Source organism: Sphingomonas sp. CFBP 8760, from assembly GCF_014841615.1.
Classification (GTDB): Bacteria; Pseudomonadota; Alphaproteobacteria; order Sphingomonadales; family Sphingomonadaceae; genus Sphingomonas.
On the sequence record NZ_JACYUG010000002.1, the window covers coordinates 151,562 to 170,410 of the forward strand.

At 68.1% G+C, this 18,849-nt stretch carries 23 protein-coding genes and 1 tRNA gene; 14 read left to right on the plus strand and 10 right to left on the minus strand.

What is annotated here, in order from left to right; translation table 11 throughout:
- The first annotated feature begins 14 nt into the window (after positions 1–14).
- Complete coding sequence (locus tag IFT82_RS03600) at positions 15–407, plus strand: response regulator (protein ID WP_192124622.1); 393 nt, start codon at positions 15–17, stop codon at positions 405–407.
- Between the two features lie 2 nt (positions 408–409).
- Here IFT82_RS03600 and IFT82_RS03605 read toward each other — a convergent pair whose 3' ends face one another.
- The gene (locus IFT82_RS03605; RefSeq protein ID WP_192124624.1) at positions 410–1,246 is read right to left on the minus strand and encodes a class I SAM-dependent methyltransferase; all 837 of its coding nucleotides are present in this window, start codon (positions 1,244–1,246) and stop codon (positions 410–412) included.
- 43 nt (positions 1,247–1,289) lie between these two features.
- On the opposite strand from IFT82_RS03605, the gene IFT82_RS03610 reads away from it, so the two are divergent.
- The 5 genes from IFT82_RS03610 to IFT82_RS03630 all read left to right on the plus strand — a co-directional run bounded on the left by IFT82_RS03610 (position 1,290) and on the right by IFT82_RS03630 (position 3,721).
- Complete coding sequence (locus IFT82_RS03610; protein WP_192125066.1) at positions 1,290–2,018, plus strand: double zinc ribbon domain-containing protein; 729 nt, start codon at positions 1,290–1,292, stop codon at positions 2,016–2,018.
- A 60-nt stretch (positions 2,019–2,078) separates the two neighbouring features.
- The gene (gene grxC, locus IFT82_RS03615; protein WP_192124626.1) at positions 2,079–2,336 is read left to right on the plus strand and encodes a glutaredoxin 3; all 258 of its coding nucleotides are present in this window, start codon (positions 2,079–2,081) and stop codon (positions 2,334–2,336) included.
- Positions 2,333–3,154 (plus strand): carbon-nitrogen hydrolase family protein, encoded by an 822-nt coding sequence (locus IFT82_RS03620; RefSeq protein WP_192124627.1) that lies wholly within the window; start codon positions 2,333–2,335, stop codon positions 3,152–3,154. The genes grxC and IFT82_RS03620 overlap by 4 nt, the downstream gene beginning before the upstream one ends.
- Positions 3,155–3,173: 19 nt before the next feature.
- Positions 3,174–3,602 carry a DUF1178 family protein gene (locus tag IFT82_RS03625; protein ID WP_192124629.1) on the plus strand — a complete coding sequence of 143 codons (429 nt, stop codon included), beginning with the start codon at positions 3,174–3,176 and terminating at the stop codon, positions 3,600–3,602.
- Positions 3,603–3,644: 42 nt separating this feature from the next.
- Positions 3,645–3,721: transfer RNA gene (locus tag IFT82_RS03630), tRNA-Arg, on the plus strand.
- A gap of 662 nt (positions 3,722–4,383) precedes the next feature.
- Here IFT82_RS03630 and IFT82_RS03635 read toward each other — a convergent pair.
- Positions 4,384–4,689 carry an SWIB/MDM2 domain-containing protein gene (locus IFT82_RS03635; protein ID WP_192124631.1) on the minus strand — a complete coding sequence of 102 codons (306 nt, stop codon included), beginning with the start codon at positions 4,687–4,689 and terminating at the stop codon, positions 4,384–4,386.
- Positions 4,690–4,732: 43 nt separating this feature from the next.
- Entirely contained in the window at positions 4,733–4,963 is a 231-nt protein-coding gene (locus IFT82_RS03640; protein ID WP_446740939.1) for a DUF2945 domain-containing protein, read from the minus strand.
- An 84-nt stretch (positions 4,964–5,047) separates the two neighbouring features.
- On the opposite strand from IFT82_RS03640, the gene IFT82_RS03645 reads away from it, so the two are divergent.
- The 6 genes from IFT82_RS03645 (at position 5,048) to IFT82_RS03670 (ending at position 9,817) form a co-directional block, all read left to right on the plus strand.
- A complete protein-coding gene (locus tag IFT82_RS03645) occupies positions 5,048–6,154 on the plus strand; it encodes an S-(hydroxymethyl)glutathione dehydrogenase/class III alcohol dehydrogenase (protein ID WP_192124635.1) in 1,107 nt (368 codons plus the stop codon).
- A gap of 24 nt (positions 6,155–6,178) precedes the next feature.
- Complete coding sequence (locus tag IFT82_RS03650; RefSeq protein WP_192124637.1) at positions 6,179–6,565, plus strand: VOC family protein; 387 nt, start codon at positions 6,179–6,181, stop codon at positions 6,563–6,565.
- Entirely contained in the window at positions 6,562–7,431 is an 870-nt protein-coding gene (gene purU, locus IFT82_RS03655; protein ID WP_342355035.1) for a formyltetrahydrofolate deformylase, read from the plus strand. Before IFT82_RS03650 ends, purU begins: the two co-directional genes overlap by 4 nt.
- Positions 7,428–8,276 carry an S-formylglutathione hydrolase gene (gene fghA, locus IFT82_RS03660; RefSeq protein WP_244646470.1) on the plus strand — a complete coding sequence of 283 codons (849 nt, stop codon included), beginning with the start codon at positions 7,428–7,430 and terminating at the stop codon, positions 8,274–8,276. The genes purU and fghA overlap by 4 nt, the downstream gene beginning before the upstream one ends.
- Positions 8,273–8,890, plus strand: coding sequence for a GTP cyclohydrolase I FolE (folE, locus tag IFT82_RS03665; protein ID WP_192124641.1), 618 nt, complete (start codon positions 8,273–8,275; stop codon positions 8,888–8,890). Before fghA ends, folE begins: the two co-directional genes overlap by 4 nt.
- A 168-nt stretch (positions 8,891–9,058) precedes the next feature.
- Positions 9,059–9,817, plus strand: coding sequence for an SDR family oxidoreductase (locus IFT82_RS03670; RefSeq protein ID WP_192124643.1), 759 nt, complete (start codon positions 9,059–9,061; stop codon positions 9,815–9,817).
- A 176-nt stretch (positions 9,818–9,993) separates the two neighbouring features.
- On the opposite strand, the gene IFT82_RS03675 is transcribed toward IFT82_RS03670, so the two are convergent.
- Together IFT82_RS03675 and leuA are read right to left on the minus strand one after the other, a co-directional pair.
- Entirely contained in the window at positions 9,994–10,314 is a 321-nt protein-coding gene (locus IFT82_RS03675) for a hypothetical protein (RefSeq protein ID WP_192124645.1), read from the minus strand.
- A 55-nt stretch (positions 10,315–10,369) separates the two neighbouring features.
- Entirely contained in the window at positions 10,370–12,025 is a 1,656-nt protein-coding gene (gene leuA, locus IFT82_RS03680) for a 2-isopropylmalate synthase (protein ID WP_192124647.1), read from the minus strand.
- A 261-nt stretch (positions 12,026–12,286) separates the two neighbouring features.
- Here leuA and IFT82_RS03685 point away from each other — a divergent pair, with 261 nt between their 5' ends.
- Positions 12,287–12,700: a BLUF domain-containing protein gene (locus IFT82_RS03685; protein WP_192124650.1), complete on the plus strand. Its 414-nt coding sequence runs from the start codon at positions 12,287–12,289 to the stop codon at positions 12,698–12,700.
- Between the two features lie 23 nt (positions 12,701–12,723).
- On the opposite strand, the gene IFT82_RS03690 is transcribed toward IFT82_RS03685, so the two are convergent.
- The 5 genes from IFT82_RS03690 to miaA form a co-directional block, all read right to left on the minus strand.
- Complete coding sequence (locus tag IFT82_RS03690) at positions 12,724–13,326, minus strand: YceI family protein (RefSeq protein WP_192124651.1); 603 nt, start codon at positions 13,324–13,326, stop codon at positions 12,724–12,726.
- A gap of 131 nt (positions 13,327–13,457) precedes the next feature.
- A complete protein-coding gene (ilvC, locus tag IFT82_RS03695; RefSeq protein ID WP_192124653.1) occupies positions 13,458–14,477 on the minus strand; it encodes a ketol-acid reductoisomerase in 1,020 nt (339 codons plus the stop codon).
- Positions 14,478–14,525: 48 nt separating this feature from the next.
- A complete protein-coding gene (gene ilvN, locus IFT82_RS03700; protein WP_192124655.1) occupies positions 14,526–15,041 on the minus strand; it encodes an acetolactate synthase small subunit in 516 nt (171 codons plus the stop codon).
- Between the two features lie 71 nt (positions 15,042–15,112).
- Entirely contained in the window at positions 15,113–16,861 is a 1,749-nt protein-coding gene (locus IFT82_RS03705; RefSeq protein WP_192124657.1) for an acetolactate synthase 3 large subunit, read from the minus strand.
- Positions 16,862–16,931: 70 nt separating this feature from the next.
- Positions 16,932–17,858 (minus strand): tRNA (adenosine(37)-N6)-dimethylallyltransferase MiaA, encoded by a 927-nt coding sequence (gene miaA / locus IFT82_RS03710; RefSeq protein WP_192124659.1) that lies wholly within the window; start codon positions 17,856–17,858, stop codon positions 16,932–16,934.
- On the opposite strand from miaA, the gene serB reads away from it, so the two are divergent.
- Positions 17,851–18,732 carry a phosphoserine phosphatase SerB gene (serB, locus tag IFT82_RS03715; protein WP_192124661.1) on the plus strand — a complete coding sequence of 294 codons (882 nt, stop codon included), beginning with the start codon at positions 17,851–17,853 and terminating at the stop codon, positions 18,730–18,732. The genes miaA and serB overlap by 8 nt on opposite strands.
- Positions 18,733–18,849: the final 117 nt, after the last annotated feature.

Consider the following 18,849-nt stretch of genomic DNA (forward strand, 5'->3'; position numbering starts at 1 on the left):
CCGGTACCCCGGTCGTGAACGTCCTCTTCATCGAGGATGATGCCATGAACCGCCGGGTCGTGCGCGACATGTTACGAGTCGCGGGTGCCAGCATGGACGAGGCGGAGAATGCCGAACAGGGTCTCGCCCGGATCGATACGGGCGACTATAATATCGTGCTGATCGATCTGCGGATGCCCGGCATGGACGGCATCACCGCGATCGGCCACATCCGCGCGCGATCCGATATACGGGCGACGGTGCCGATCATCGTCGTCACCGCCGATACCGCGATCGACCTGCGCCAGCGGTGTCTGGCGGCGGGCGCGGACGACGTGATCTTCAAACCGGTGGCGATGGACGACCTGTTCGATTCGATGGGGCGGGTGCTGGCGCGCGGCGCCGCGGACGGCGCCTCGATCGTCTGACCTTAGCGGGGCGGCCGCAGCGCCTGCGCCAGCGACGACGTGCCGCTGCCGCGCCGTGCCGGCTGTGGCTGCGAGGCATCGGGCGACCAGGCGGTCAGGAAGATCAGGTCGATCCGCTCACGCACCCGTCCGTCCGGCCCGGCGGCCGCGGCGAACGCCTGCGCCGCCGTGGCCAGCGCGGCGCGGGACAGCGGATGACGATCGGTCAGCACGTTGGTGCCGGCCATGCCGCGCAGATCGGCGAGCAGGCGGCCGAGATCGGGATAGCCGATGTCGAGCGTCTCGATATCGGCGACGGGCAGCGCGAAGCCGGCGCGGACCAGCAGGTCCCCCGCCGATCGCACGTCGACCTGCGGATGCAATCGCGCGACCGGCCGGTCGCGTTCCGCCTGCTGGAACGCCTGACGCAGCACGGGAAACGATCCGCCGCCCACGAACGCCGCCAGAAACAGCCCGTCGGGCCGCAGGACGCGCCGGGCGAGGGTTAGCGCGCCGGGCAGATCGCCGACGGTGTCGAGCACCCCGGCGCTGACCACGCAATCGAAGCTGGCATCCGCGAAGGGCAGGCGATCCTCGTCCCCCTGCACGCCGCCATGGCCCCGCGCGAAGTGGAAGCCGGGATCGAGCCGCGCGATGCGGGCGCCGGGCGGCGGCATGAACGCGGCATCGTAACTGCCCAGATCAAGGAAGTCGGTGAAGTCGCGCGTCACCGCGTCCAGCCGTTCGGCGATCCCGTCCAGCATCGCGGCGCGCAGAAAATCGTGATCGGCATAAAGCGGCACGGCGCGATCGCGCCGCTGGCGGCGGGCGGCGCGGTCGAAGATGGAGGATGTATCCATGACGGCGCTTGTGCCCCGCCGGCCGCGCGGCGACAAGCGATGGATGCGGGGCATCGTCCGGACCGGCTGGCGCCTGATCGCCGATTACGCGCTGCCGCCGCGCTGCCCGGCCTGCGGGATACCGGTGGCCGAGGATCACCGGTTCTGCGTGGATTGCTGGTCGAGCCTGCGCTTCCTGGGGCCGCCATGGTGCGCGCAATGCCACCTGCCGTTCGCGTTCGATCGGGGACCGGGAGGGGTGTGCGCCCCGTGCGCGATCACCCCGCCGCGCCACGCCGGCGTGCGGGCCGCGGTGGCGTATGGCGATGTCGCGGGGGCATTGGCGGTGCGGCTGAAGCATGGCGGACGGATCGCGCTGGCGGGGACGATGGCGCGGGCGATGCTGCGGCTGGTGCCGGGCGATGCCGATCTGCTGGTGCCGGTGCCGCTGCATCGTGGCCGGCTGTGGCGGCGCGGATTCAACCAGGCGGGGCTGATCGCCGAGGCGGTGGGCCGGCTGGCGGGGGTGCCGCGCGAACACCTCGCCCTCCGCCGCGACCGGGCGACGCCGCTGCTGCGCGGGCTGGGCCGGCGGGGGCGGGCGCGGGCGGTGGCGGGCGTCTTCCGGATCGATCCGGCGCGGCGTGACCGGGTGCGGGGCAGGGCGGTGCTGCTGGTCGACGACGTCTACACCACCGGCGCGACCACCGCGGCGTGCACCCGGGCACTGCGGGCGGCGGGCGCGCGATCGGTGACGATCCTGTGCTGGGCGCGTGTCCTTCCCGACGATTGATCCCCGCCCCGATCGATCAGCGCGATTGACAAGCCGGTCGCGCGTCCACACTTCCGGGTCATGGCAAAAGTCGAAATCTACACCAAGGCATTCTGCCCCTATTGCTCGCGGGCGATGCGGCTGCTCGACAGCAAGGGCGTCAGCCCCGACGAGTTCGACATCACGATGGGCGGACCGAAGCGCGCCGAGATGATCGAGCGGGCGAACGGCCGCACCACCGTGCCGCAGGTGTTCATCGACGGTCGGCACATCGGTGGATCGGACGATCTGGCCGCGCTGGAACAGGCCGGCAAGCTCGACGCGCTGCTGGCGGCGTGAAGGCGGGCGTCCTGCAGATGACGGCCGGGATCGATCCGGCGGTCAATGCAGCGACGATCGCCGCCGCCATCGCCGGGACGCGGGAACGCGGCGGGGCGATGCTGTTCACCCCCGAGATGTCCGGATTGATCGACCGCGACCGCGCGCGGGCGGCGGCGATGATCGTGGGCGAAGACGCGGACCGGGTGCTGGCGGCGACGCGCGAGGTGGCGGCGCGCCATGGCATCTGGGTTCATCTCGGCTCGCTGGCGGTGCGGCGCGAGGACGGGCGATACGCCAACCGCGCCTTCGTGATCGATGCCAGCGGCGGTATCCGGGCGCGATACGACAAGCTGCACCTGTTCGACGTCGATCTGCCGAACGGCGAGAGCTGGCGCGAATCAGCGAGTTATGCCGCCGGCGAGGCGGCCGTCATCGTCGACACCCCGGTCGGGCGGATCGGCCTGTCGATCTGTTACGACCTGCGGTTTCCCGATCTGTACCGGTCGTTGAGCGATGCCGGCGCGACGGTGCTGGCGGTGCCGGCGGCCTTCACCCGGCCGACCGGCGCGGCGCATTGGCACGTGCTGCTGCGGGCCCGTGCGATCGAGGCGGGGGCGTTCGTGATAGCGGCGGCGCAGACGGGGACGCATGAGGATGGACGGACCACCTATGGCCATTCGCTGGCGGTCGATCCCTGGGGCGCGGTGATGCTCGATATGGGGGAGGCGCCGGGGCTGGCGATGGTCGATCTCGATCCGGCGAGGCTGGACGAGGTGTGCGCGCGCATCCCCGCGTTGCGGCATCGCCGGGCCATTCCGCCGGTGACGTTGCCGTGATCCCGGGGGCGCCGGATACATGATCGTGTTCGACCTGCGGTGCGACGGTGGCCATGTGTTCGAAGCGTGGTTCGGCTCCAGCGACGCCTATGCCCGGCAGCGCGAGGACGGGTTGCTGTCGTGCCCGGTCTGCGGGTCCGCCACGGTGGACAAGGCGGTGATGGCACCGGCGGTGGCGGCCAAGGGCAACCGGTCGACGTCGTCGGATATGGCCAGGATGAAGCAGGCGATCGGCCAAATGGCGGCGGCGCAGGCGAAGCTGCTGGCGTCGTCGCAATGGGTGGGAGCCGGTTTCGCGACCCGGGCGCGGGCGATGCACGACGGGGAGGAGCCACCCCGGACGATCCACGGGCAGGCGACGCTGGCCGAGACGAAGGCGCTGGTCGAGGATGGCGTGGCGGTGGTGCCGTTGCCGCTGCCGGTCGTGCCGCCCGACCGGGTGAATTGACGGTGGATCGCCGCGCCACGCTGGTTTAAGGAGCGTCGGCGTGGTTCCGTAGCTCAGCTGGACAGAGCGCCACTTTCCTAAAGTGGGCGTCGGGGGTTCGAGTCCCTCCGGGACCACCAAATTTCCTGTATATTGTGATAGTTGGGGCGGGAAGGCGTTGGCCTGACCGATCCCGTCGTGGCGGGCTGTGGAGGCGATCCGGGGCGTCACGGGCTGGGCTCTGGATTGCTTCGCTGCGCTCGCAATGACGGATGGGGGGTGACGTTATCATGCCTACGCCGGCAAGCTGGCGGAACCTGCGTCAGGTCGGTTTCATCCCGCGTGCCGCGACGACTCCGTTGACGGGGGAAGCGGGTCGGCGAGGTGGAAAGTCACACCGGAAAGTCACGAAAGTCCCATCCTACAGGGGTGCCGGCGGGGCGTGGACGGTGGAGACGAAGCTGCGATCCGGGCATGTGGCGGGATCATAGACCGAACGGCCATGTGTAGGACAGGCGGTAGCCGCGTTTCCTGTCGGCCGGGTCGGGGGGGTCGTGTGGACCGGATCGTTCCGGTGGACGCGAGGCTGGCTGGGCTTTCCGGCGGTGACCGAAGCCCGGATGGGTGCGGGCCGGATGGGGAGGGCTGGCGGCCGATCGCGGCGGCCGGTCCGATCCGGTGCAAGCCCCGGACGGGAAAGGAAAAGTCCCGACGCGGTCGCGCGTCGCTTTCGTGTGGCCGGTAGACAGGTATCGATGGACCGGGGCCGGCAAACCGGGGGTGCCGGAGCACCCCCGCCGCATCACGCCTTGGTCAGGTGTGCCGAGATGTACTTGTTCATCTCGAACATCGTCGCGCTGTCCTTGCCGAAGACCTTCTTCAGCTTGTCGTCGGCGAGGATTTCGCGCTTGTTCTGGGGATTCTGAAGCTCCTGCTTCTTGATATATTCCCAGACCTTGCTGATGACCTCGCTGCGGGGCAGCGCATCGGCGCCGACGATCTCGCCGAGTTCGGGCGAGGGCTTGACGGGTGCATGGATGCCCGAGCCTGCCTTGGTCTGCGTGTCGGCGGCCTTTGCGGCACCGGCTTCCTGCTTGGCTTTAGCCATCGTCTTCCTTCCTATATGATCTTTGTTCGCCCCGTTGACGGGACTACGCTTTCTTCAGCGCGTCCGCCTTGTGCGCTGCCTTGCCGCCGTTGTCACTCTCTACGATGAACTGGGGCTCGTCCTTCGAGGCGCGGACCTGATGGCTCTTGATCTTCGTATCGTGGGTCACCTTCTCGACGACCTTGCCATGGGCTTCGCCGCCGTGCGATTTCCAGGTCACCTCGTCGCCCTTTTTCGGATCATCCATCGCCTGCTCCTCTTGTATGCCGGCCATCAATCGCGGCAAGGGCATAATGGTTGCAGGATGGCGGGCACACCGCCGGCAGGATGGCGGGCATGCGCCCGCGAGGAGCGAGACATGAAGACGCGTGCCGCCGTGGCGTTCGAAGCGAAGCAGCCGCTGGAAATCGTGGAACTGGACCTCGAAGGGCCGAAGCCCGGCGAGGTGCTGGTCGAGATCATGGCGACCGGCATCTGCCACACCGATGCCTATACGCTCGACGGGCTGGACAGCGAGGGCCTGTTCCCCAGCGTGCTGGGCCATGAGGGCGCGGGGATCGTGCGCGAGGTGGGCGCGGGCGTGACCAGCGTCGCGGTCGGCGATCACGTGATCCCGCTCTACACGCCGGAATGTCGCCAGTGCAAAAGCTGCCTGTCGGGCAAGACCAACCTGTGCACCGCGATCCGCGCGACGCAGGGGAAGGGGCTGATGCCCGACGGCACGACGCGGTTCAGCTACAAGGGCCAGCCGATCTTCCATTACATGGGCTGTTCCACCTTCTCGAACTTCACCGTCCTGCCCGAGATCGCGGTGGCGAAGATCCGGCCAGACGCGCCGTTCGACACCAGCTGCTATGTCGGCTGCGGCGTCACGACCGGGGTGGGCGCGGTGGTGCATACCGCCAAGGTGCAGCCGGGCGACACCGTGGTCGTGTTCGGGCTGGGCGGGATCGGGCTGAACGTGATCCAGGGCGCGAAGCTGGCGGGGGCGAAGATGATCGTCGGCGTCGACATCAACCCGGATCGCGAGGAATGGGGCCGCCGGTTCGGCATGACCCATTTCGCCAACCCCAAGGTGGTCGGCGACATCGTGCCGCATATCGTAGCGCTGACCGATGGCGGAGCGGATTACAGTTTCGATGCGACCGGCAACACCGATGTGATGCGGCAGGCGCTGGAATGCTGCCACCGCGGCTGGGGTACCAGCATCGTGATCGGCGTGGCGGAGGCGGGCAAGGAGATCAGCACGCGCCCCTTCCAGCTGGTGACGGGGCGCAACTGGCGCGGCACCGCGTTCGGCGGCGCGCGCGGGCGAACGGATACCCCGAAGATCGTCGACTGGTATATGGACGGGATGATCCAGATCGATCCGATGATCACGCACCGGCTGACGCTGGACGAGATCAACAAGGGGTTCGACCTGATGCACGCGGGCGAATCGATCCGCTCGGTCGTGATCTACTGACGATCAATCAAGGAGGGGAAGACCATGTTCAGTCACGTCATGCTCGGTGCCAACGATCTGGAAGCATCGAAGACGTTCTACGACGCCACGCTGGGCGCGCTGGGCATCGCGCCCGGCCGCACCGATCCGGTCGGCCGGACCGCCTATCTCCATCCCGGCGGCATGTTGATGCTGACCCGGCCGATCGATGGCGAGCCGGCGTGCCATGCCAATGGCGGCACGATCGGTTTCGCCGCGTCGTCGCCGGAAGCGGTCGATGCGTGGCATGCGGCGGGCGTCGCGGCGGGCGGCACCGCGATCGAGAACCCGCCCGGCCTGCGCCAGTCGCCGTTCGGACCGCTGTACCTCGCCTATCTGCGCGATCCCGCCGGCAACAAGCTGTGCGCGATGCACCGTCCCGCCGCCGCGTGACGGATAGCGGGACGGCCTATATCCTGACGCTGACCTGTCAGGACGGGATCGGGATCGTCGCGGCGGTATCGGGGGCGCTGGCGGGGATCGACGGGTTCATCCTCGACAGCCAGCAATATGCCGATCTGGAGACGGGGCGCTTCTTCATGCGCGTCGTCTTCGCCGGGGGCGGGCCGGGGTTTCCGGCGATGGCGGACGGCGTGCGCGCCGCGCTGGCCCCGGTCGCCACGCGGTTCGGCTTCGCGTGGGAAGTGATGCCCGCCGATCACCGGCCGCGCGTGCTGGTGGCGGTGTCGAAGGGGTCGCATTGCCTGAACGACCTGCTCCACCGCTGGCGTACCGATACGCTGCCGGTGGAGATCACCGGCGTCGTCTCCAACCACGACAGCCTGCGGCCGCTGGTCGAGTGGCACGGGCTGCCCTGGCACCATCTGCCGGTCGACGATGCGACGCGGGGCGCGCAGGAACACGCGATCCTCGACCTGATGGCGGCGCAGGGGGCGGAATATCTGGTGCTGGCGCGGTACATGCAGGTACTGGGGCCGACGCTGGTCGCGGCCCTGCCGGGGCGGTGCATCAACATCCACCACAGTTTCCTGCCCGGCTTCAAGGGTGCGCGCCCCTATCACCGCGCGCATGAGCGCGGCGTGAAACTGATCGGTGCCACCGCGCATTTCGTGACCGCCGACCTGGACGAGGGGCCGATCATCGAACAGGCGGTGGAGCGGGTCGATCACCGCGCCTCCGCCGACGACCTGATCCGCATCGGCCGCGATATCGAGGCGCAGGTGCTGGCGCGCGCGGTAAGCTGGATCGGGGAACGGCGCGTGTTCCTCAACGACAACCGGACGGTGGTATTCCGATGACGACGATGACGACGGTATCCGAGGCGAAGGCGTTCGGCGGCACGCAGGGGGTGTACCGCCATGCCTCGACCGCGACGGGCACCGACATGGCCTTCGCCGTCTTCGTGCCCGCGCATGAGGCCGGCGAGCGGTTGCCGGTGTTGTGGTATCTGTCGGGGCTGACCTGCACCCATGCCAATGTGATGGACAAGGGCGGCTATGCCCGCGCCTGCGCCGAACATCGTATCATTCTGGTCGCGCCCGATACCTCGCCGCGGGGCGAAGGCGTGGCGGACGATCCGGCATGGGACATGGGGCAGGGGGCCGGATTCTACGTCGATGCCACCCAGGCGCCATGGGCGCCGCATTTCCGGATGCGGACCTATATCGAGGACGAACTGCCTGCGCTGGTCGCCGCCGAATTTCCCGTCGACATGGGCGCGCAGGCGATCACCGGCCATTCGATGGGCGGCCACGGCGCGCTGACCATCGCGCTGCGCCACCCGGACCGGTTCCGCAGCTGCACCGCCTTCGCGCCGATCGTCGCGCCGTCGCAGGTGCCGTGGGGGGAGAAGGCGCTGGGTGGCTATCTGGGGCAGGACCGGGCGGCATGGCGCGCGCACGACGCGGTGGCGATGATCGAGGACGGCGCGCGCTTCCCCGACCTGCTGGTCGATCAGGGCGAGGCGGACGGCTTTCTCGCCGAACAATTGCGGCCCGATCTGCTCGCCACCGCGTGCGCCGATGCGGGTATCGACCTGACGCTGCGGATGCAGCCGGGCTACGACCACAGCTATCATTTCATCTCGACCTTCATGGCGGACCATGTCGCCTGGGCGGCCGAGCGCTTGAGGACATCAGCATGACCGCACTGGACGATGGCGACCTGATCGAGGCGGACGGCAAGATCGCGGTGCCCGACGACGTGGCGGCGGCGATCGAGACGCTGATCGCCTGGGCGGGCGACGATCCCTCGCGCGAGGGGCTGCGCGACACCCCCCGCCGCGTCGCGCGCGCGTGGAAGGAATATTGCGCCGGTTACGGCGAGGACCCCGGCCGCCACCTGTCGCGGGTGTTTGAGGAGGTGGGCGGTTACGACGAGATCGTGCTGCTGAAGGACATCCCGTTCCAGTCGCATTGCGAGCATCACATGGCGCCGATCATCGGCCGCGCGCACATCGCCTATCTGCCGCGCAACCATGTCGTCGGCATCTCGAAGCTGGCGCGGGTGCTGCACGGCTATGCCCGGCGGTTGCAGGTGCAGGAACGGCTGACCGCCGAAGTCGCGGATTGCATCTGGACCCACCTGAAGCCGCTGGGGGTGGCGGTGGTGATCGAGGCGACCCATGCGTGCATGACCGCGCGTGGCGTGCGGACCCCCGGCGTCGCGATGGTGACCAGCCGGATGATGGGCGCGTTCCGCGACGACGAGCGCAGCCGCAAGGAGGTGCTGGCGCTGATCGGTGTCGGTGGCCGGTAGAGCGTGACCGGACCATGTTGAACCACCGTCATCGCCCTGCGGGCGCCCGCTTCGCGGCGGGGCGCTTTTGCCGTGATGGAGCGTTGCTCGTCGGTCACGATGCTTTGGCATCGCTCCCTCCTCGCGCCTTCCAGCACGGCAAAATCACCTCCGTGCCGATGATCCTACATGCTCCGGTCACGCTCTAGGCCGCTCGCACTCGTCACCGGCGGGTGCCGGCGGCTGGGTGCGGCCATTGCCGGCGCACTGGCGCGGGCGGGTTATGATCTGGCGCTGCACGGCAGCCACGATGCCGAACCGGAGCCGGCGCTGGCGGCGGTGCTGGCCGGTGCGGACGTGCGGTGGCACGGCTTCGTCGCGGATTTCACCGATCCGGCGACGGCGACCGATCTGTTCGCGGCGGTGGCGGCGCGGTTCGGCCGCGCGCCCGACCTGCTGGTCAACGGTGCCTCCGTGTTCGGGCAGGACCGGCTGGCGGATATCGGGGTGGCCGACCTGACCGGCGCCTATGCGGTGAACTGTGCGGCGGCGGTGCTGCTGGTGCAGGCGTTCGTGGCGGCCGGCGGGGCGGGGGATCGCTCGGTGGTCAACATCCTCGACCAGCGGATCGCGCATCCGCACCCCGACCAGCTATCCTATACGCTCGCCAAGCTGGGGCTGGCCGGGCTGACGCGGATTGGCGCGGCGGGCATCCGCATGAACGGGGTGGCCCCCGGCCTGACGCTGGCGACCGACGATTACGATGCCGGCCAGATGGCGCGGCTGGCCGCGATGATGCCGTTAGGGCGCCTGTCGTTGCCCGACGATATCGCGGCGGCGGTGCTGTTCTGCGCGGGCGCGACGGGGATGGACCGGCAAATCCTGTTCGTCGACGGCGGCGCGCATCTGGTGCCGTTCGAGCGCGATTTCATGCATCTGGCGGGGTGAGATCGCGGCATTTCCGTTGATGGCCTGCCACCCCCCGGCGGAGGCCGGGGTCCAGTTGGGTGAAGGGGTGTTTAACCCACAACGGCTTTCCCAACTGGGCCCCGGCCTCCGCCGGGGAGGGGTATTTGGGGCAGATCGGCGCGGCTATCCACGACCGTTCCGGAGCATGGCTCCCCTCAGTCCCCGATCTTCTCGCGTTGCTTGTCGGCCCAGGTCTTGCCTTCCTCGCCGCCCCATAGCAGCCACGCGATATAGCCGGCGGAGGGGTTTTCCTCGTCGCCCCAGTCGTGGGACTTGGCGTCCTTGTCGACGTCGTGGCGGGCGAAATAGCTGTGCATCGACTTGACGTCATCGTCGGACATCGGGCCGCCATCGACGATCTGCTTGGCGCGCTTCACCCCGACATCGGTGCCGCCCCGGTTGAATTTATCGCGCAGGTCGAGGCCCTTCTGGGCGTTGTCGGCCATCTTCTTCGTCGGCTTGTGTTCGTTCGGCATCGGTTCGTCTCCCGGACATCCGGGAGACGAACCGGCCGCGCCGACGGGGGTTCCGTCAGGCGCGGTTGGCGGCGCTCAGGACCGCGCGGACGCTGGCGGTGGCGATGTCGCTGTCCAGACCGACGCCGAACACGATGCGGCCATCGTCGGTGCGACATTCGACATAGGCGGCGGCCTGCGCATCGGCACCGTGGCCGATCGCGTGTTCACTATAATCGATCACGTCGAGGGTCGGCCCCGTCTCGCCCAGCGCGGCGATCACGCCGGAGATCAGGCCGTTGCCGCGCCCGGAGATCGAGCGTTCCTCGCCATCCACCGCGACGCGCCCGACGAACAGGCGCTGGCCGGCGGTGCCCGTCTCCTCGTAGTCGCGCAACACGAAGCGGTCACCGTCGCGGGGCAGGTAGGTCGCCTCGAACCGGCCCCAGATATCCGCCGCGCCCAGTTCGCGGCTGGTTTCGTCCGCCAGTGCCTGCACGTGGCGGCTGAAATCGGCCTGGAGGCGCTTGGGCAGTTTCAGCCCGCGATCTTGCTCGATCACCCAGGCGACGCCGCCCTTGCCGCTTTGCGAGTTGACGCGGATCACCGCTTCGTAGCTGCGGCCGAGATCGGCGGGATCGATCGGCAGATAGGGGACTTCCCAGATGCCGTCGTTGCGGGCTGCTTGCGCGGCGAACCCCTTCTTGATCGCATCCTGATGCGACCCGGAAAAGGCGGTGAAGACCAGATCGCCGGCATAGGGCGTACGCGGATGGACGGGCAGGTTGGTGCAATACTGGACCGTGTTCACCACCGCGTCGATATCCGACAGGTCGAGCCGGGGATCGACCCCTTGCGTGTAGAGGTTGAGCGCGACCGTCACGAGATCGCAATTGCCCGTCCGCTCGCCATTGCCGAGCAGGCAGCCCTCGACCCGGTCGGCCCCCGCCATCATCCCCAGTTCGGCGGCGGCGACGCCGGTGCCGCGATCGTTATGCGTGTGGAGCGAGATGACGCAGGCATCGCGGTGGCGGATGTGGCGCCCGAACCATTCGATCTGGTCGGCATAGACGTTGGGCGTCGCACATTCGACGGTGGCGGGCAGGTTAAAGATGATCGGCGCGTCCGGCGTCGGTTGCAGCACGTCCATCACCGCCTCGCACACCTCCACCGAGAAATCGAGTTCGGCGGTGGAAAAGGTCTCGGGGCTGTATTCGAACTGCCAGCGCGTGTCGGGCCGCTTCGCCGCCTCGTCGCGCAGCACCTTCGCGCCCTCGATCGCGATCTGCTTCACCTGTTCGCGGGTCATGCCGAACACGATCTTGCGCCACGCCGGCGACACCGCGTTGTAGAGGTGGACGATCGCGGTCTTCGCCCCGTCCAGCGAGGCGAAGCTGGTTTCGATCAGGTCGCGGCGCGACTGGGTGAGCACCTGGATCGCGACATCGTCGGGGATGCGGCCGGTCTTCACCAGCCCGGAAATGAAGTCGAACTCGGTCGCGCCGGCGGAGGGGAAGCCGACCTCGATCTCCTTCAGCCCGACCTGCACGAGCAGGTCGAACAGCCGCGTCTTCTTTTCGGCGTCCATCGGATCGATCAGCGCCTGATTGCCGTCGCGCAGGTCGGTCGACAGCCAGCGGGGCGCGCGGGTGATGGTGCGCGACGGCCATTGCCGGTCGGGCAGGTCGATCGGCGGAAAGGGTCGGTATTTGGTCGAGGGATCGCGGAGCATGGAGACTTCCCGGATGTGACGCCGCGGCACCGTATCACGGTCGCGGTCGATCATGGCGCTAGGGGTAGGATAAGGCCCTTAGGGAAACGCGCATGGGAACGACGCCACCCTAAGGGCGGATAAGTCGCAGGCCGGGCAGCGCGTTCAGCATCCGGTGCATCATGCCGCCGGGCCGCGCACTTGTCCACCGATGCCCGTGCCATGGCAAGATTTCGTTAGTGTCGTTCCGGCTAAGTCGATGAAGATATAAGGAATTTCGATATGCGCCAGTTGCTTTACATCAGTACCGTCCACCGTGCGGTCGCCGCGACGATCGACCCCGCGACGATCCTGGCGGCATCGCGGCGCAACAATGCGCGCGACCGGATCACCGGGCTGCTGTTCTTCAACGGCAAACGCTTCCTCCAGGTGCTGGAGGGCGAGGAGGCGAACGTCGACACGACGTTCAGGCGCATCCAGCAGGACGATCGGCATTACGGACTGGTCGTGCTGTCGAACCGCGAGGTGGCGGTGCGCGAATTCGGGGAATGGGCGATGGCCTATCACGCCCCCGGCACGGGTGGGCAGCGAGGCGACCCGGCCACGCTGGGCCGGATCGCCGCGCTGGCCGCCCGTGCCGCGCCCGATGTGCGGGCGACGTTCGAGGGGCTGGCCGCCAGCGCCCGCACGGCCTGACCGGCCGGCGGGCGCCGACCGGTTCACTTCGCGGCGAACGCGGCGTTGATCGTCAGATCGACCTTGTCGGAGACGACCGGCGCCGCCATGCCGAGTCCGAAATCGCTGCGCTTGATCGATCCGGTCGCGCGGAAGCCGAAGTTCAGCTTCTTGCTCATCGGATTGTTGCCCGCGCCGACGAAGGTCGCCTGCAGGGTGACCGGCTTGCTGACGTTCTTGATCGTCAGGTTGCCGACGATCGTCGCGCCATTGCCGCTGGCGCGGACGCTGGTGGACACGAAACGGGCGGTGGGGTTGGCCTCCGCATCGAAGAAGTCCTTCGACTTGAGGTGCTTGGTGAAGCCCTCCGAGGTGGTGGACAGCTGATCGACCGCGAAGGTCACATCGACCTGGGTCGCGCTCAACCGGGCGGGATCGATGGTGATCGAGCCGGCGGTGGCGCCGAACTGACCCTCCAGCAGCGAAAAGCCCATATGGTTGACCTGCCACGTCACCTGCGTGTGGTTCGGGTCGACCTGATAGGTGCCGGCGGTGACCAGTGCCCGGTTCGGCGTGCCGGGGGTGCCGGTCTGGGCGACGACCGGGGCGGCGATCAGCATGATGGCGGTGGCGATGGCGATACGCATGTCGGTAAACTCCCTGTTGACCCGACCGACCGTGGCGGGCGGGGAGGGTGCCGTCAAACGCCGTTGCGACAACGATCCGTTTCGCGGGTGGGCGGGATGTGGACCAGACAGACGATCCACATCCCGTCTTCTCAGTTCTTCGCCTTGTCGACCAGCTTGTTGGCGCCGATCCATGGCATCATCGCGCGCAGTTCCGCACCGGTCTTCTCGATCGGGTGAGCGGCGGCGAGGCTGCGTGCTGCCTTCAGTTCCGGCTGGCCGGCGCGGTTGTCGAGGACGAAGTTCTTGACGAAGCGGCCCGACTGGATGTCGGCGAGCACGCGCTTCATCTCCTTCTTCGTCTCGTCGGTGATGATCCGCGGGCCGGTGGTGATGTCGCCATATTCGGCGGTGTTCGAGATCGAATAGCGCATGTTGGCGATGCCGCCCTCGTACAGCAGGTCGACGATCAGCTTGGTTTCATGCAGGCATTCGAAATAGGCCATTTCGGGCGCGTATCCGGCCTCGGTCAGCGTCTCGAAGCCCGCCTGGATCAGGTGGGTGATGCCGCCGCAGAGCACGGCCTGCTCACCGAACAGATCGGTTTCGCATTCCTCGCGGAAATTGGTTTCGATGATCCCCGAACGGCCCCCGCCGACCCCCGATGCATAGGCGAGCGCGACATCGTGCGCGTTGCCGCTGGCATCCTGGTGGATCGCGATCAGGCAGGGGACGCCGCCGCCGCGGACATATTCGCTGCGCACGGTATGGCCCGGACCCTTGGGCGCGATCATGATGACGTCGATGTCCTTCGGCGGCTCGATCAGGCCGAAATGCACGTTCAGGCCGTGCGCGAAGGCAAGGGCGGCGCCGGGCTTCATGTTGCCCTTCAGGTCGTTCTCCCAGATCGCGGCCTGATGCTCGTCGGGGGCGAGGATCATCAGGATGTCGGCCCAGCCGGCGGCGGCGGCATTGGACATCACCTGGAAACCGGCGTCGGCCGCCTTCTTCGCGGTGGCCGAGCCGTCGCGCAGCGCGATCGCGACCTGCTTCACGCCCGAATCGCGCAGGTTCTGGGCATGGGCATGGCCCTGCGAGCCATAGCCGATGATCGCGATCTTCTTGTCGGCGATGAGGTTCAGATCGGCGTCGCGATCGTAATAGACTTTCATGGTCTTCGTCCCTTTTTTTGATCGTTCCCCGGGGGGAACGGTAGATAATCAGGCGGCGTCGCGGCCGCGGGCGATGGCGACGATGCCGGTGCGGGCGACCTCGACCAGGCCGACCTCGCGCATCAGCTCGACGAACTTGTCGATCTTCTGGAACGAGCCCGTCACCTCGAACACGAAGCTGGAGGTGGTGGCATCGACCACCCGGCCACGGTACACCTCGGCCAGCCGCATCGCCTCGATCCGCTTCTCGCCGACCCCGGCGACCTTCACCAGCGCCAGTTCGCGTTCGACGTGATCGCCCTCGACCGTCAGGTCGACGACCTTGTGGACCGGCACCAGCCGGTCGAGCTGCGCCATGATCTGTTCCATCACCGGCGGCGACGCGCTGGTGACGATAGTGATCCGGCTGACCGCCTTGTCGTCGCTGATCTCCGACACGGTCAGGCTGGCGATGTTGTAGCCGCGCGCGGTGAACAGGCCGGCGATCCGGGCGAGGATGCCGGGTTCGTTGTCGACGATCACGGCCAGCGTATGGCGTTCGGCTGCTTCGGTCTTGATGTGCATGTCGATCTCTCTCCCCTCCCGCTTGGCGGGAGGGGTCGGGGGAGGGCTGTTGGCGGATCGGGGTGCGGCGGTCAGACCAGCGCCTTGGCCTCGTCGTCCATCTCGCCGGACACTTCGTTGGCCTGCAGGATCATGTCGGTATGCGCCGCGCCCGACGGGATCATCGGAAAGCAGTTGGTCAGTTTCGACACCATGCAGTCGACCATCACCGGTCCGTCATGCGCCAGCATGTCGGCGATGCCGGCGTCGAGCTGGTCCATCGTCTCGATCCGGATGCCCTTCCAGCCATAGGCTTCGGCCAGCTTGACGAAATCGGGCAGCGATTCGCTGTAGCTTTCCGAATAGCGCGACGAATAGGTCAGTTCCTGCCACTGGCGGACCATTCCCATATATTCGTTGTTGAGGATGAAGACCTTGACCGGCAACCGGTACTGGCCGGCGGTGGCCAGTTCCTGGATGTTCATCTGGATCGATGCCTCACCCGCGATGTCGATCACCAGCGCGCCGGGATTGCCGAGCTGCGCGCCGATCGCGGCGGGCAGGCCGTAGCCCATCGTGCCGAGCCCGCCGGAGGTCAGCCACTTGTTGGGCGCGTCGAAGCCGAAATGCTGCGCGGCCCACATCTGGTGCTGCCCGACCTCGGTCGTGATGATCGGCTCGCGCGCGTGGGTCGCCTCGTACAGCGCACGCACCGCGCGCTGCGGCATGATCTCGGTGCCGTTGCCTTCGGGGAAGTCGAGGCAGCGTTTCGCGCGCCAGCCGGCGATCCGCTCCTGCCATTCGGTCAGGTCGGGCTTGGGATGCTGGCGCGCCTTCCACACGCGGACCATGTCCTCCATCGCGTGGCCGGCATCGGCGATCACCGCGAGATCGACACGGACGTTCTTGTTCACGCTCGACCGGTCGATATCGATATGGACCTTGCGGCTGTTGGGGCTGAACGCATCCAGCCGGCCGGTGACGCGATCGTCGAAGCGGCTGCCGATCGCGAGGACCAGATCGGCCTCGTTCATCGCCATGTTCGCTTCGTAGGTGCCGTGCATCCCCAGCATCCCCAGCCATTGCGGGCCGCTGGCCGGATAGGCACCCAGACCCATCAGCGTCGAGGTGACCGGCGCACCGGTCAGCCGCACCAGTTCGCGCAGCAGCTGCGACGCGGCGGGGCCGGAATTGATGATGCCGCCGCCGGTGTAGAACACCGGCCGCTCCGCCGCCGCCAGCATATCGACGACGGTTTCGATCGCCTTCGGATCGGCCTTCACCTGCGGGCGATAGGTCTTGTGCTGGATCGGGCCGGGCTTCTGGTACTTGGCGGTCGCGACCTGCACGTCCTTGGGAATGTCGACGACGACCGGGCCGGGGCGGCCGGAGGTGGCGATGTGGAACGCCTCGTGGATCACCGCGCCCAGCCGGGCCGGGTCCTTCACCAGATAGTTATGCTTGGTGCAGTGACGGGTGATGCCGACGGTATCCGCCTCCTGAAACGCATCGGTGCCGATCAGCGCGGTCGGCACCTGGCCGGTGATGACGACCATCGGGATCGAATCGAGCAGCGCGTCGGTGATGCCGGTGACCGCATTGGTCGCGCCGGGGCCGGAGGTGACGAGGACGACGCCGGGCTTGCCGGTCGACCGGGCATAGCCCTCCGCCGCATGGGTCGCCGCCTGTTCGTGACGGACGAGGATGTGCCTGATCCGGCCGGACCGGAACAGCGCGTCATAGATCGGCAGCACGGCGCCGCCGGGATATCCGAACACGATCTCCACGCCGAGATCGCATAGCGCCTCGACGAGGATGTCGGCTCCGCTTCGCTCGGTCATGGTTGTCTCTTTCGGTGATGGAAGAAGGTGGGGTGGCGCTAGAGGGGTAAGGACCAGCCGTCAACCCCCGTTATCGCAATAAAGCATCTATAAAAGCCAATACAGAGTCATTTTCTGTCGCAATATGCCATTCTGGTGGTGGTTGATTGCGGAACCAGGTATATTGGCGCTTCGCATAGCGTTGGGTGTCGTGGCGCAGCCGCGACAGGGCGTCGTCGCGCGACAGCCGCCCGGCGAGATGATCGGCGAGCGCGGCGACCCCGATCGCGCGGCGGACCGGGGCATCGGCGGGAACATCCGTCCGCGCGATCAGCTCCGCCACCTCGACCATCGCATCGTCCATCATCGCGGCGGCGCGCGCATCGATCCGGGTCAGCAGCAGGTCGCGCGGCGGCAGCAGGCGGACGGGCACCAGCCGGATTGTGTCGCCGATCCCGCCGACCCGTTCCGCCTGCCAGTCCGCCAGCGGCCGGCCGGTCGACCGCACGACCTCCAGCGCGCGGGCGACCCGCGTGGTATCGGCGGGGGCGAGGCGGGCGGCAGCGGCAGGGTCCTCGGCCGACAACAGGCGATGCGCGTCGGCGACCGGCAGCGCGCGCACGGCGGCGCGGATCGCGGGATCGATGTCGGGCACCGGTGCGATGCCGTCCAGCAGGGTCCGCAGATACAGGCCGGTGCCGCCGACCAGCACCGGCAATCGCCCCTCGGCATGGATCGCGGCGATGGTGGACCGCGCCTCACCGGCCCAGCGGGCGGCGGAGTAGCCGGTATCGGCGCCGTCGACATGACCGAACAGGCGATGCGGCACGCGCGCCTCGTCGGCGGGCGACGGGCGGGCGCTGAGCACCCGCAGGTCGCGATAGACCTGACTGGCATCGGCGTTGACGACGACGCCGTCATGCGCCTGTGCCACCGCGATCGCCGCGGCGGACTTGCCGCTGGCGGTCGGCCCTGCGATGAGTGCGACGCTGGGGAATGGGGGAAGTGCGATGTTCACGGCGACGCTGATAGCAGCCAATGGCCTGCCTGGGGGAGAGGTGTCGGCGGCGGCGGACCGGCTGGCGGCGGCGGGGTGCAGGCCATCGGCCCCCCGCTGGATCGATGCCGATGCGGCGGTCGATATTGATTTCATCGGTGATTCCCTGGCGGCACGGGCATCGCTGGAGGGCGTCTTCGTGGGGGTCGATCTGATCGTGCAGCCCCGCGCGGGGCGGCGCAAGGCGCTGCTGATCGCCGACATGGACTCGACGATGATTACCGTCGAATGCATCGACGAACTGGCCGATTATGCCGGCATCAAGGCGCAGGTCGCCGAGGTGACCGAACGCGCGATGCGCGGCGAACTGGATTTCGAGGGCGCACTGGATGCCCGTGTCGCGCTGCTGGCGGGGCTGGACGAAGGGGCGATCGACCGCTGTCTGGCGGAACGGGTGCGCAACATGCCCGGCGCGGTGCCACTGGTCCGGACGATGCGGGCGGGCGGGGCGCTGGCGATCCTGGTGTCGGGCGGCTTCACCCGCTTCGCCGAACCGGTGGCCGCCCGGATCGGGTTCGACCGCGCGATCGCCAACCGCCTGCTGGTGGCCGAAGGGCAACTGACGGGCGCGGTCGCCAAGCCGATCGTCGGTGCCGCCACCAAGGAGGCGACCCTGAACGCCGCCATCACCGAACGCGAGCTGACGGCGGCGCAGACGCTGGCGGTGGGCGACGGCGCCAACGATCTGCCGATGATCCGCGCGGCGGGGCTTGGCGTCGCCTATCACGCCAAGCCGATCGTCGCCGCGGCGGCGGCGGCGCGGATCGAGCATGGCGACCTGACCGCGCTGCTATGGGCGCAGGGTATCCCCAGGGCGGAATGGGTCAGCGAATAATGCGCCGGGAGCGGGACGACACCGGCTTGATCGTCCCGTCGTTGCGAGCGTAGCGACGCAGCCGGGTGCGTCGTGCGCCGGGCTCTGGATTGCTTCGCTACGTTCGCAATGACGGAC